Origin of the sequence: Fructobacillus cardui (assembly GCF_963580785.1) — a bacterium.
GTDB lineage: Bacteria > Bacillota > Bacilli > Lactobacillales > Lactobacillaceae > Fructobacillus > Fructobacillus cardui.
The window spans coordinates 24,097-37,474 of sequence record NZ_CAUZLS010000005.1; the positions used below are offsets into that span (position 1 = coordinate 24,097).

The 13,378-nt window shown below is 40.6% G+C and carries 12 protein-coding genes; 10 read left to right on the forward strand and 2 right to left on the reverse strand.

Annotated features, from left to right (window positions below; genetic code table 11):
- Positions 1–532 precede the first annotated feature (532 nt).
- Together AABI20_RS05380 and AABI20_RS05385 are read right to left on the reverse strand one after the other, a co-directional pair.
- A complete protein-coding gene (locus AABI20_RS05380) occupies positions 533–1,030 on the reverse strand; it encodes a helix-turn-helix domain-containing protein (protein ID WP_053068959.1) in 498 nt (165 codons plus the stop codon).
- Between the two features lie 178 nt (positions 1,031–1,208).
- A complete protein-coding gene (locus AABI20_RS05385; protein ID WP_288846780.1) occupies positions 1,209–1,979 on the reverse strand; it encodes a hypothetical protein in 771 nt (256 codons plus the stop codon).
- A gap of 1,636 nt (positions 1,980–3,615) precedes the next feature.
- On the opposite strand from AABI20_RS05385, the gene AABI20_RS05390 reads away from it, so the two are divergent.
- From AABI20_RS05390 to AABI20_RS05435, 10 genes are all read left to right on the forward strand, one after another.
- On the forward strand, positions 3,616–5,718 hold the full coding sequence (locus tag AABI20_RS05390; protein WP_338347006.1) for a mucin-binding protein: 2,103 nt from the start codon (positions 3,616–3,618) through the stop codon (positions 5,716–5,718).
- Between the two features lie 452 nt (positions 5,719–6,170).
- Positions 6,171–6,365, forward strand: coding sequence for a hypothetical protein (locus AABI20_RS05395; RefSeq protein ID WP_288846790.1), 195 nt, complete (start codon positions 6,171–6,173; stop codon positions 6,363–6,365).
- Positions 6,359–6,853: an IS3 family transposase gene (locus AABI20_RS05400; protein WP_338347094.1), complete on the forward strand. Its 495-nt coding sequence runs from the start codon at positions 6,359–6,361 to the stop codon at positions 6,851–6,853. The genes AABI20_RS05395 and AABI20_RS05400 overlap by 7 nt, the downstream gene beginning before the upstream one ends.
- An 86-nt stretch (positions 6,854–6,939) precedes the next feature.
- On the forward strand, positions 6,940–7,176 hold the full coding sequence (locus tag AABI20_RS05405) for an IS3 family transposase (protein ID WP_288846791.1): 237 nt from the start codon (positions 6,940–6,942) through the stop codon (positions 7,174–7,176).
- 501 nt (positions 7,177–7,677) lie between these two features.
- Positions 7,678–8,730, forward strand: coding sequence for a PTS sugar transporter subunit IIC (locus AABI20_RS05410; protein ID WP_288846847.1), 1,053 nt, complete (start codon positions 7,678–7,680; stop codon positions 8,728–8,730).
- A gap of 295 nt (positions 8,731–9,025) precedes the next feature.
- Positions 9,026–10,186: a PTS sugar transporter subunit IIC gene (locus AABI20_RS05415; RefSeq protein WP_053068993.1), complete on the forward strand. Its 1,161-nt coding sequence runs from the start codon at positions 9,026–9,028 to the stop codon at positions 10,184–10,186.
- Positions 10,187–10,304: 118 nt separating this feature from the next.
- Positions 10,305–10,820 (forward strand): TetR/AcrR family transcriptional regulator, encoded by a 516-nt coding sequence (locus AABI20_RS05420; protein ID WP_338347008.1) that lies wholly within the window; start codon positions 10,305–10,307, stop codon positions 10,818–10,820.
- A gap of 1 nt (position 10,821) precedes the next feature.
- Positions 10,822–11,874, forward strand: coding sequence for an ABC transporter permease (locus tag AABI20_RS05425; RefSeq protein ID WP_338347011.1), 1,053 nt, complete (start codon positions 10,822–10,824; stop codon positions 11,872–11,874).
- Between the two features lie 4 nt (positions 11,875–11,878).
- Complete coding sequence (locus AABI20_RS05430; RefSeq protein WP_338347014.1) at positions 11,879–12,553, forward strand: ABC transporter ATP-binding protein; 675 nt, start codon at positions 11,879–11,881, stop codon at positions 12,551–12,553.
- Between the two features lie 118 nt (positions 12,554–12,671).
- A complete protein-coding gene (locus AABI20_RS05435) occupies positions 12,672–13,283 on the forward strand; it encodes a hypothetical protein (RefSeq protein WP_047975653.1) in 612 nt (203 codons plus the stop codon).
- The last annotated feature ends 95 nt before the right edge of the window (positions 13,284–13,378 follow it).

Sequence of the window (13,378 nt, forward strand, 5' to 3'; positions counted from 1 at the left end):
TGATCTGAATGATAAAAGTAATATGAACCTCAGAATTGAGACAAAATTCTGAGGTTTTTTTATGAGTCAATTTACGAATCAAGATAAAGTTAATATGTATTTTATGTGGGGGAAAAGCCATCTAAGCCCGCGTGAAATTCACGAAAAAAGATGGTATTGATCTATCGACTGTTTATTATATCATCAGGCTTGCAGAAACTCATGGTGTTGATGTCTTAAAAAAATCTTACACAAAGTATACGAATAAAAAAGTTTCTTGCTGTTAAAGAAGTGATTCAAGAAGACCTTTCTGTACATGAAGTGGCAGTTAAGTACGCCCTTGCTGATCGTTCGTTATTAAAGAAATGGGTGCACAAATACAAAAAATGATTATACTATCGTTACTAAGAAACGAGAGAGAAAGAGTCATAGCCGGCAAAACAACCGAACAGTTAAAGCAACAAGTTCGAGAATTCAAGAAAGAAAACCAAGCCTTATAAGAAAAGAACTTGAGGATGTGCACCATCAACGAATATATATAAAATTAGATGCCCTATTGGACGAACGAATCGAACGCGAAAAACAGGACAAGCGGAAGAAATAACCCAAGCAGTAATCCAACTTCTTCTCTTATAAGGCTTGGTTTTCTTTCTTGAGCTTGCGATTTTCCGCTTCGAACCGTTCTTTCTCCTGATTGATCATTTGGATTCCGTCCTTTTTTCTTAGTAACGATAGTATAACCGCTTTCGCGAAAAGAGCGAAGCCAGTTGTAAAGACGTCCGTTACTTGGTAGGACGTACTCAAGTGAGACGGATTGTATTGACCGATTGGAGTTGAGAGCCTTTCGCATAATTTCAAGTTTCAAATCATTCGAATGGAACTGATAGGAATGATCTAAAACGGATAAACCGTGTTCTTCAATCAAAGCAATTAAGTAACTAACATGGCTGTAATTAATTTTGTATTTTTGAGCAATTCGTTTCGAACTATGATGCTGATTTTTCCAAAGATAATAAATATTAATTTTATCTTTTTTTAATAATTTGGACATAATAAAAACCTCGAAATTTGGTTTTCCAAATTTCGGGGTTCATATCAAAAAAATATTTAGACGGAACCTTTTACTTTTTAGTATCGGTTCCTTTTTTACTTTACAACACTAAAAAGTAGAAAATATCTCATTTTAAAAGATTGGTATTGGTTAAAATGATTTGTTACTAAGATCTATATTAAGGTCTTAGAAATTCATAATGACCATCCTTATATACTCGATAAACTCCCTCAATACCTGGCTTACCAAGTGCTTGATAATATTTTGAAAGCACTTGAACATCAAATATATCCGGATTACTTGCTAAGAAAAGAGGGTCATAAACCAGGCGGTAGTTGTGATCTGAATCATAATCGATACTAGAAATTAAATCAATCGCCTCTTGACCATTACTAACTGCGGATCCCTGTCCAACTTTATCAGCACTTGCTGCAAAATTAGCGTAAGCATAAGGCTGCAATAGCTCATAATAACCATCCTTATATACTCGATAAACTTCACTTGGCTCATTATTATTAGACAAAACTTCAACGTCAAAAATATTTTCATTGCTATTGCCAAATAATTTATCAGTTACCCCTTGATAGCTATCGTTCTTATTTTGACCTGGGAGACTCTGTACCATACGAATTGCTTCCTGACCATTAGCAACTGGATGACTACGACCTAGCTCTTCTCGTTGTTGTGATAGAGGTACTGTTGAGTTGGTATTTGGACTAGGCAAATTCGAAATCATATTTGCATCACTCCCAGTCTCTGCTGATGCAGAACTTTGATCACCAATACTAGTCATAGTATCGCTATCTTGTAATGTTCGACCATTTCTTGAAGATGCATCGAATTTTTTTCCAACATAATGTCCGGACTGAGAAGAACTAGTTCTTAAAACTAGGAAAGTTCCTGAAACAAGAACTAAAAAAATAACAACAATTGTGACTACCTTTTTCATCACATCTCCATCCATATTAAAATGATACTTATTCTAAAAAACTTTAATGACAGTCTATCGGATTGAGAATGGATATGCAAGAAAAGCCAACACTACGACTTATCTATCTGAGACAAAGTCGTCTCCCTTCGTAATCACCGCTACTTAACATAACGTACCTTATTTTTTAGTTTTTGAGCAGAGATAACCTTTAGGTAAAATCTCAATATTTAAGAATTCATAAGGGCTTCCCAAGGTATAGCCAAGAGCCATCGCTTTGGTCAAGTCGCATGTATCGTTTAAAGAGCATTCTGCCCACTCTCCCGTGTTATTATGGGTAATTTGTTGTAGGACACTTCCGCTCTGAGCTTTAAACGTTTCTCAGAGCATCCTAGGGGCTAATCTAGGAACCATTACTTTTGCTAATTACTTGCAGGGCGAGTTAACCCATGTTCAATTATTCATTGCCCAGTTAAACACTACGTTAACCTTTGGACGGAACAACTGCCTCCCTCCTTACGGGTACATGCCTGTCCCGTATCAGCCTTATAGGGTAACGGCCCTAAGAAAAGCAAAAGCCGTCACAGTAACTAAAAAGGAGACCGCTTAGCAATTGCTATGCGATCTCTCAATGTCTTTTTTGGTTGATTTATTACTTTTTTGACTGTAAAATAATCTACATAGGGAAACCCCAAAAGTGAAGAATAAAATACATGGCGACTGGTGCTTTCAGTTACTGTGCAGACCGTTAGTTACTCGCCAAAGTAATTAGCGGTCTTTTTCGTATTCAAATGTTTTAGCTTTCGCTGATAATCCAATCATAGCATATCCAAACAAAAAAATAGGTCGAATTGTATTCCGGTCTATTTTTTTCCAAATATCCTTTGCCCAAAAACCTTGTTTTGGTGGTTCAATTTTTTTAACTCATGCAATTCATTTGTTAACTGCTCGGATATTGGTTGACTCATAAGTTGTAATTTTTGATTATTGATTAACTGTTCATTCAATTGGTTAATTGTATGATTTTTAGCTCGCAACTCTTCCCTAAGCACACTGACAGTGTCACGTTTTGAAGTGTCCACTTGACTGTCAACCTTGACACTTTTATTTGGACGTTTTTTTAACAGCGACAGTCCTTCTTTTGTAAAAGATAATCATCCTTTAAGATTGTTTATTTTGAGCCTTTCATATAGTGTTTGTCGGCTTATTTTAAGCTCTTTTGAAGGAGCTGTTAAGCTGTCAAACGATTGTAAACTATCAAGTTTCTTATTGCCCATATTGACAGTATATCATTTACAAAAAATTGACACCTATTTGAAAAGTGTTCGGCATTTTAAACAAGTTATTTCTTTGTTCAAAAGTATCTATGCTTATTCTCCCTGGGGGCCGAACCACCAATGAATTAGTTAATCGTAAGCTTCGTTATTTCTTACCAAAGAAAAGTTATTTTAGGAACGTATCAGAGCAGCGTTTATATGAAGCCGTTGAACTTATTAACAAGCGGCCATTGAAATTACATTATTATCGAACACATTGGAAATATTTGCGGATTCGTTCGAATTAAAATTGTCAAACTTGTAATCTTCCCTACAAAAAATGTCAAATACGTGTATAATTAGACAGATAAATTAAATTTACGATACAAATGAGGGGTGCTATGGAAGTAAAAAAATATAAAATATACAAATCTGGAAAATTTTTAATCACTGGTGCCATAATGTTTTCCGTTACTCTATTGGTAACTGGATACCAAGCAAGCGCCAGTGATCTAACAGAATCAGGAACTCCTCAACAAGTAACTAACCAAACAACTGGGACATGGGGAACAGCAACCTTTACTTTTAATAACATTACTGGTGTTCTAACAGTAAGTAATGGAACTATTACAACAGATAATAACCCTTGGGGATCAAATGGAAAATTGAACGCTGATGATATTAAAGAAATCCATATTAATGGAAATGTTGTTGCGCCTAAAATTTCTTCTGGTCTTTTTGCTAATTTAGTAAATCTTACAAATTTTAGTCTTGATAATGGTGCAAAATTTGATACAACTCACACCATAACAATGGATAATTTCTTCTTAAATGATACTGATTTGGTTACAGCAGATGTAAGTACTTTTGACACAAGTAACGTAACAAATATGCAGGCATTGTTTTACAGAAATTACTCATTAGTTAGCATCAAAGGAATTGGAGATTGGAACGTCCAAAACGTTGATAACATGGCTCTAATGTTTACACATACACACAGTCTGAATAATTTATCTGTAGCAAAATGGAATGTTTCAAACGTAAAAAACATGAATAAAATGTTTTGGGAATATGGGGGTATTGATGGAGGAACTGACAAAACCCTAGATATTTCTGGAACATTTTCTCAAACTACGAGAAATGTAACTGATATGAGTTATATGTTTTGTGGTTCTGTTAACTTGGTTCAAATTAAAGGGATTGATCAATTGATAACGGAATCTGTCAAAGATTTTTCTTACATGTTTAATGGGGACTCTTCACTCTCAGGCATTGATGTTTCAGGTTTCAGCACAAAATCAGCTGAAACATACCAAAATATGTTTAGTTGGACAATTTCAAACAATGAATTAAACTTAACAAATTTTGATACGCGTAACCGGAATATAAAAGATATGTTGTCAAACCTTTACTATGAGTACGGTAATACTACATATGGTACAAGCAAAATCACACTTGGTGATAGTACCATTCTGAATTCAACTGTTGGTCTTTTAGATCCCGTAGTGGGTGATTTGCGAACAACGGACTCTAAAAAGGTCACCTATGCTAATTGGCGTAGTGACAACAATGATGTTAAAACGTCCACACAATTAATGGATGATACTATCCATGCTGGCGTATGGCAATGGAATACTTACTCTTCCCCTACTATTACAACAGACACAAAGACTGTTAAGGAAAATATTCACTATCAGTACGCAGATGGCCAGCAAGCCGCAGACACGTATGAAAAGAACGTTACCTTTAGTCGTCCTGTATACACTGATGCTGTCACTGGTGAAGTAACCTACGGTGCATGGAGTGCTAACCAAGACTTTGCTGCTGTACAAAGTCCAGTTTTGAAGGGTTACACGGCAGACAAGTCTGAAATCGCTGCTCAAACAGTTAATGGCGATTCAAAGGACTTGGACTTCACGGTAACTTATACGAAGAACGCTCCAGCCGAAGCTACTGAAACAAAGACTGTTAAGGAAAATATTCACTATCAGTACGCAGATGGCCAGCAAGCCGCAGACACGTATGAAAAGAACGTTACCTTTAGTCGTCCTGTATACACTGATGCTGTCACTGGTGAAGTAACCTACGGTGCATGGAGTGCTAACCAAGACTTTGCTGCTGTACAAAGTCCAGTTTTGAAGGGTTACACGGCAGACAAGTCTGAAATCGCTGCTCAAACAGTGAATGGCGATTCAAAGGACTTGGACTTCACAGTCACTTATACAAGAGATGCAACAACTACCCCTGTTAATCACGATAAAACGGCAACGCCATCACTTCCTGAATCAAATGGTACTCATCCAGCTATATCAGGAAATACTAGTCCTGATGTCTTTATGCCGTCACTAACATCTAAACAGCATAACGAGACTCGCGTATCAAAATACAATCCCCTGCCAGATACAAGTAAAAAAGAGCAACACAACAGTATTGCAAGTCTTATCGGTCTTACTGCTGCACTTGGATTCTTGGGGTTCAGCCATTATCGTGACAAGAAAAACTAATCTTGTTGCTAGTTAACATAATGCCCGTTAACCAAAGTAAAAAAACTCAGTCCCTGAGTGTTGACCTGTGCCCTGAAAGTTGCATAACTTTCAGGGTTTTTCTTATGACTAAATTTTCTAAAGAATATAAACTACAAGCCGTTAAAAAGACTATCAAATATGACTTGTCTGCTAATCAAGTTGCTCATGAATACGGCTGACAAACTTATGAACGTTTGATGCTCATTGCTGCATACGAAGCCTATGGATCAAAGATCATTTACGAGCCACCACAAGTAACACCCGAATTTCGGTTACGATTGACACTTTGGGCTATCAAGCATGATGCGTCTTATGTTCAGGTGGCTCGTAAATTTGGTTATACTAATATTTCTTCCATCTGGAAATGGAACAAAATCTATATATAAAAGGGTGCAGATGGGTTACAGTCGTTGAAGATAGGACGTAAGACAATGGCAAAACCCAAAAAACAAAACCAAGATGCACAAGCAAAACGAATCGCTGAATTAGAAGAGGAAAACCTAATGTTGCGTATTCGCCTTGAAGCGTCAAAATTACTCGCCTCGATGGAAGAAGACGAAACAAGCGACAAATCGCCCAAGTCACTTTCCAACTCGAGGCGCAATTCAAACAAATCGCCATTTTAAAGGCACTTCATTTAAGCTTAACGACTTACCATTATTGGAAACGTCAATTTCTCACTGACGACCCTAATCAAAAATTAAAGGATACAATTCGCTCTTTGGCAGCCAAATATCCTTATTATGGTGTTCGAAGAATCTGGGCAATGCTTCGGAAAACCAGTGACTACAGCCGTATTAATCACAAAAAGGTCCAACGATTAATGCATAACATGAATATTCAAGGCGCTGGTTATCGCAGGAAGCGGGTTAAATATAATTCTTATCCGGGACCAGATGGACAAACTACTCACAACCGGTTCCGCCGTCGCTTTCAAACCGATCGGCCATTGCAAAAATTATCGAGTGATATAACCGAATTTAAAGTACCTACCACCGGTGAAAAGCTTTATCTTGAGTCCATTTTAGATTTATATAACAAAGAAATTGTTACCTATGCACTGAGTATACGAAACCAAGTCTGGCTTTTGCCATTGAACCAGTGGAACAGTTAGTTAGCCAATTACCACGACGAGGCTACTAAACCTATTTGCATACCGACCAAGGTTGGCAGTATCGACATCATTCATGGCGAAAAATATTGCTTCAAAACGGAATTGAGCCCAGCATGTCACGAAAGGCAACAGCACTAGATAATGAACCGATGGAAAGTTTTTTCAATAAATTGAAAACAGAATTGGGTGAATTAAGCCAATTTAATGGTGTAGCAGAGCTTAAGACCGCCATTGAAAACTGGATTCATTATTACAACACAGAATGCATTCAGATCAAACGAAAAGGCCAGTCACCGATAGAATATCGGCAACTGGCCAGTTAGGTCTAAATATTTAGTTCAACTTTTGGGGTACAGGTCATCAGAAATCTTTTTTTGCTCTTGAGATGAGCGAAAAGTTCGTAGCGTTTCCCATCAGACTAATAAAAAATAAAATTAGTGTTGACTCATCAAATTTTCATGTTATAATAAAATCATCATTAAACAAGACGAAGAAAGAAAGGCGGTTTCACTTATGAAGAATACTATGAATCAAAGTCAAATCGCTCAATCTCAATTCGCGTTGTTGCTCAGCTTGCTAATGTACTCCTAGTAAGTTGATTTTTGAGTTTGTCAGCTACTGGGAGGAAACTTCCAGTAGCTGCTTGGGCAAAAGGCTCCGGCAGTGAAAACACTGCCGGGGCCTTTTTTATTTAGTAAAGGAGAGAAGAGATGGACATTAGTCGTCAAGCAAAAATTGAGGAAGACGTAGCTGATTTTGAAAGGGCCGAAGCAACAGTGGTTAATCAAAATGAAGGTAAGCAGGACAAAGAGTCCGTGAAGGAGATGGTTTATAACGTTAGTGCGGCGGTTTCAAACGCTATCTTGGTAACTTTGGGGATGGGCTTGTTGTTGCAAACAATTGCCGGCTTCATTCACTGGGCGCCAATGATTCAGTTGGGAGCCATCACAAAAATCATTTTGCCAGCCGCCTTTGGTGCTGCGATTGCTTCACAATTGAAGACGAATACGATGGTTATGTTTTCAGCCATGGCTGCCTCAACAGTTGGTGCAAATGCTGTTTTCTTCACCACTTCAAGCATGAAAATAGCAACAGTTACAGGGTTTTCGAGTGCACAAGCGGTTGGTTCAACCGTCATCACAACTGGTCAACCAATCTCAGCCGTTTTGGCCGGTTTGGTTGCCGTCCTCTTTGGCAAGTGGTTGTCTGGTAAAACGCCGTTAGACATGGTGATTGTGCCAGCTTTGACGACGATTGTTGGAACTGTTTCTGGTTACTACTTAGCAATTGTCACAACACCAGTCTTGGTTAAGATGGGTGAAATGATTACTGCAAGCATTACTGTTAACCCTGTTATTGGAACAGCCTGTGTTGCTATGGTCTTCGGTGCTTTGACGATGACACCTGCTTCTGCCGCTGCTTTGGCGGTAGCGATTGGTGCAACCGGTGTCAGCTCACCTGAAGCTGCTGGTGCCATTTTGATTGGTACGACCGCTGTCTTCGTTTCTTATCCAGCAATGTCTTTCCATGAAAATAAGATTGGGGCAACGATTGCTCAGGGAATCGTTACGCCGAAGATTCAGTTCCCTAATATTATTAAAAATCCAATGTTGCTGATTCCTCCAATGGTAGGCGCAGCGATTGCGGCACCAATTGCAACAATTGGTTTCCATATTAGCGTACCATTTGCAATGGCAGGAATTGGCTTTAACTCCTTCATCGTTCCTTTGGCACTTTTTGGTAAGGGCATGACAGCCTTTGCTGCATACATGGCTTTCGGGGTGGTGATACCAGTTGTGGTTTCCTTCATCTTATATCGCATCATGCGCAAGATTGGTTGGATCAAGTCAGGTCAGACCCATCTGGAGATGGTTTAATGAAATTAGAAAAATTAGTGTTGACTAATTAAATCCTAATGTTATAATTTATTTATCATATAAAGAAGAGCAGAAAGAAAAGAGGGTGATGATCATGTACAAGTTAATGCAAACAAATCAGGCCCAATCACAAGTCATTATTATTGTCAGCTTACTAAACAATTAAACTAGTAGGTTGGTTTTAAGTGCACCAGTTACTAGTTCTTAGTAACTGAGTGTTGAAGGTCCTAACGCTTAGCGTTAGGACCTTTTTTATTTGTGATTGGCCAAGAGAAGAAAAGGGGGAGTGATGCATATGGATGCAAGAGTAACGGGAGACAAAGTTCAAGAAGACGTTTTGGACTTTGAGAAATCAGAAACGGCTGTTGAAACAGCTCCAAAGGATCAAGAAACATTAAAAGAGAAGGTTTATAACGTCAGTGCGGCGATTTCAAATGCCATCCTGGTCACGCTGGGAATGGGATTCTTAATGCAATCAATTGGTGGGTTGACCCATTGGCCAGTATTAGTGGAATTGGGTTTGATTGCTAAGGTCATGTTGCCGGCAGCCTTTGGTGTGGCAATCGCCTCACAGTTAAAGACCAATACCATGGTCATGTTTTCAGCGATGGCCGCTTCAACGGTTGGGGCTAACGCGGCCTTCTTCACGACTTCAACGATGAAGCTATCAACGGTCACTGGCTTTGCGAGTGTTCAAGCACCAGGTTCAATCGTTTTAACGACAGGACAACCAATTTCAGCTGTTATGGCCGGTGTGGTGGCCGTTCTCTTTGGAAAATGGCTGACCGGTAAGACACCGTTGGATATGATTATCGTGCCGGCATTAACAACATTAGTTGGAACTGTTTCAGGTTACTACCTGGCTCGTGTGACAACACCACTTTTGGTTGGCATGGGAAAGGGCATCGCTGCTACTGTTAGCTGGAGCCCAGTTGTTGGCACGGCCTTGGTTGCCATGTTGTTCGCGGTCTTTTTGATGACACCGGCTTCATCTGCTGCCTTAGCGGTGGCCATCGGTGCAACCGGTGTTAGTTCACCAATGGGTGCTGGTGCTATGCTAGTTGGGACGGCTGCTATGTTTGCTGCTTATCCTGCAATGTCCTTCCACGAAAACAAGCCCGGAACCTTTATCGCACAAGCCTTTGTGACGCCTAAAATCCAATTCCCAAATTTGGTCCGCAATCCATGGCTCTTTGTGCCACCAGTTGTTTCAGCAGCTGTCTGTGCACCAATCGCCGCTGTTGCCTTCCATTTGACAGTGCCATTCTCTTTGGCAGGAATGGGCTTGACTTCATTGATCGTGCCACTTGATTTGGCAACTAAGAATCCCGAAATGTTGGGCACCTTCCTGGTCTTCGGAGTTGCTTTGCCTGCTTTGATGTCCTTCTTGATGTACCGCGTTTTCTTGAAGATGGGCTTGGTTAAGAGTGGTCAGACACACTTGGACGTTATCTAATTTTGCCATTAAAAATCCCTTTTGGGATTTTTTTATTGTCTACATGTTGACACTGTGTCATAAATGAGTAAACTAAGGAGTGAAGAATTGACATTGTGTCATTACAAGGAGATAAAAAATGCCAAAAGCAACATTTTTAAACTTAAATGCAGACAAAAAAGAAAAAATCAGCCAAGTTCTTTTAGAAGAATTTTCGACCTATTCGCTCCTAGATGCCAACGTGAACCACATTGTCAGAGCAGCAGGGATTGCTCGCGGGTCTTTTTATACCTACTTTGCTGACTTAGACGATGCCTACCGATACACCCTGAGCCAGGTGATGGTAACGATTCACGAGGCCTTTATTGGGGATAACCCGTTTCAAGCGACTAGGTCTTTTATTGATCAAGTCGAACAAAATCTGTATTACGCCTTTTTGAGCAATTATTACGTTGTTAATGAAGCCATTTTGGCTGCTCATCATCAGGAAACCAGTAGCACAAATTGGGATAAGGCGACTGATGATTTGCCACAGTGGCTGGCCGACGTGGCCGTTCACCACTTGATTCGCGAATACTTTTTAGCGCCGACCGATAAGAATCAGATTCTATTATTACTAGATGCCCTGGCCGGTTGGCACAAGCAGGAGGTTTAAGATGTTCTTAGCGTGGCATGAAATTAAAAAAGAAAAGTTGCGTTATGGGTTGGTCGTAGCGGTTATCGCGATGATTGCCTACTTAATCTTTATTTTGAGTGCTTTGGCGCTTGGGTTAGCCAATGAAAATACGGCGGCGGTGAATAGCTGGCAGACGAAATCGGTGGTGCTGAGTAAAGATGCTAATGGCGACCTGAGTCAGTCCCTGCTGACGCAATCCGATGCAAATCAAGTTGGGGAAAAGCAGGCTGATTTACTCGCCTTAACCCCAGGTATCTTAAAGCAGGGAACTCACCGTGAATCGGCGATGTTTGTTGGCCTTAGTAAAAATAGTCAGGTGGCTCAAAGCATTTCACTGACAAAAGGCCGTTTGTGGCAATCGAAAAATGAAGTGGTCGTTTCTAGCAAGTTGGCCGATCAAGGGATAAAGTTGAGGCAAAAAATAACCTTAGGCTTGCAAAGTCAGCCCCTAACGGTGGTCGGCTTTGCCAAAAATTCGGAATATAATATGGCGCCAATTGTTTATGGTGACCAGTCGCAGTGGGCAGCCATTAAGGGGACGACGAATCAATTTGTTGGATCCGGTTTCGTTAGCCGTCAAAAGCTGACCGTGAGTGGGGACAACTTGCAGGTGGCAACGAAGGCAGCATTGTTTGAGAAGATGCCGGGTTATAGTGCGCAAAATAAGACTTTTGTGCTGATGATTGTCTTTTTGATCCTGATTTCCGTTGTGATTGTGGCCATTTTCCTTTACATTTTGACGGTGCAGAAGATGGAGAACTTTGCCGTTTTGCGGGCGCAGGGAATTCCGGTTAGCTATTTAGTCTTGAATACTTTATCGCAAACGGTTTTGATGATGGCTGTGGCGGTCGTTATCAGTATGGGCTTTTCTCTCGGCACGAGTGCCATTATGCCAGCAGCGGTGCCGATGTTCTTCAACTTTAGCTTGATTGGTTTGACGGGATTTGCCCTAGTTATCATGGGACTTTTGGGTGCTGTGATTCCGATGCGGTTGATTGCTAAAATTGACCCAGTAACAGTGATTGGAGGGTAAGCACATGGAAAGTTTAGTATTAAAACAAGTGAATAAGGCCTTCGGTCATGGGTTAAATCAGGTTCAGGCACTGCAGGACGTCGACTTTGTCGCCAACCGTGGTGAGCTCACATTAATTTTGGGACCATCTGGTTCTGGGAAAAGTACCCTGCTGACGATTTTGGGTGGCTTACAACGTCCAACCGATGGATCCGTGTTGATTAACGACCAAGATATTAGTCGATTGACCGGTAAAGAGGCAGACCGCTTCCGATTGGATCACATTGGTTTTGTACTCCAGTCCTATAATTTAGTACCTTATTTGACGGTGAAAGAACAATTCGCTTTAGTGGATAAGGTAAAGAAAACACAAAATTTGATGCCAGCAGTTATGGATGATTATTTAAAACGATTGGGAATTACGCAACTGTTAGGCAAATATCCGGGAGAGCTGTCCGGTGGGCAAACCCAGCGGGTGGCGATTGCTCGGGCCTTGTACACGAATCCTGATTTTATCTTGGCTGATGAACCAACAGCCGCTTTGGATAGTGAGCGAGTGGCGGAAGTTGGCCAACTTTTTCAAGAAATTGCCCAGTATGAAAATAAGGCCGTGGTCGTTGTGACGCACGATGTACGGTTAAAAGAAGATGCTGATCGGATTTATGAATTAGTCGATGGTCAAATAAAGAAGTTAAATTAGAAATAGTCTCGTTAAAAATAGTGTTATTTAGAAAATGAATTCTTTGTTCTGATTTTGTGAAGGAAGTAAAAGGGAAAATAGAAAAAGTCGAACGGCTAACCCAGATGCTTCTGACAGTTTGAATGGTGCTGACCCATTAGCCAACTACGCTTACAAGGCAGAAATGGATTCTTTGAAGACTAAGTACAAGGCGGGAATCCAAGACGTAGCTGCAGGAACAAGCCCAGCAACTACGGCCAGTGATGCTGAAAAGCAAGGTGCTAATGACTACACGAACGGATCGAATGTAGCCGTCAATGGCAAGACCATTACCATTCCAACGAGTGGTAATAAGGCTGGTGAAGCGGCAGCTGGTTCCTTCAAAAAGGGTTATCAAGATGCCGTGGATGGCAAAGATGACAGCACTTCTACGGATCCAGTCCAAAAGGCAACCCAGGAAGTAGCTAGTCAAACCTTCAAGGGTGTCACAAATAGTACTATCAAGACTCCTGATGAAATTAAGACGATGAACCCAGTGGCTCAGGTCGCTTACCAAAAGGCAGAACAAGAGGCTGAAGCCGACACTGCTAAGGCAGGTTACACTGATGGCCAAAGCGGTAAGAAGCTACATCAACGGACCCAAGCTACACGACTGGTTATAGTGCCGGTGCCAATGGCCGTCCAAAGAGTCCTAAGAATCAAAGTTCTGTTTATGTTTTGGTTTATGACCGTGGCTACGACTTCTTGTTGAATGAAAAGAACCAGAAGAAGACACCGCAGCCAGAACCATTAGCACCTGTTGAGAGTGCACCAACTCCAGCACCTGTACCACCACAAACAGGCGAA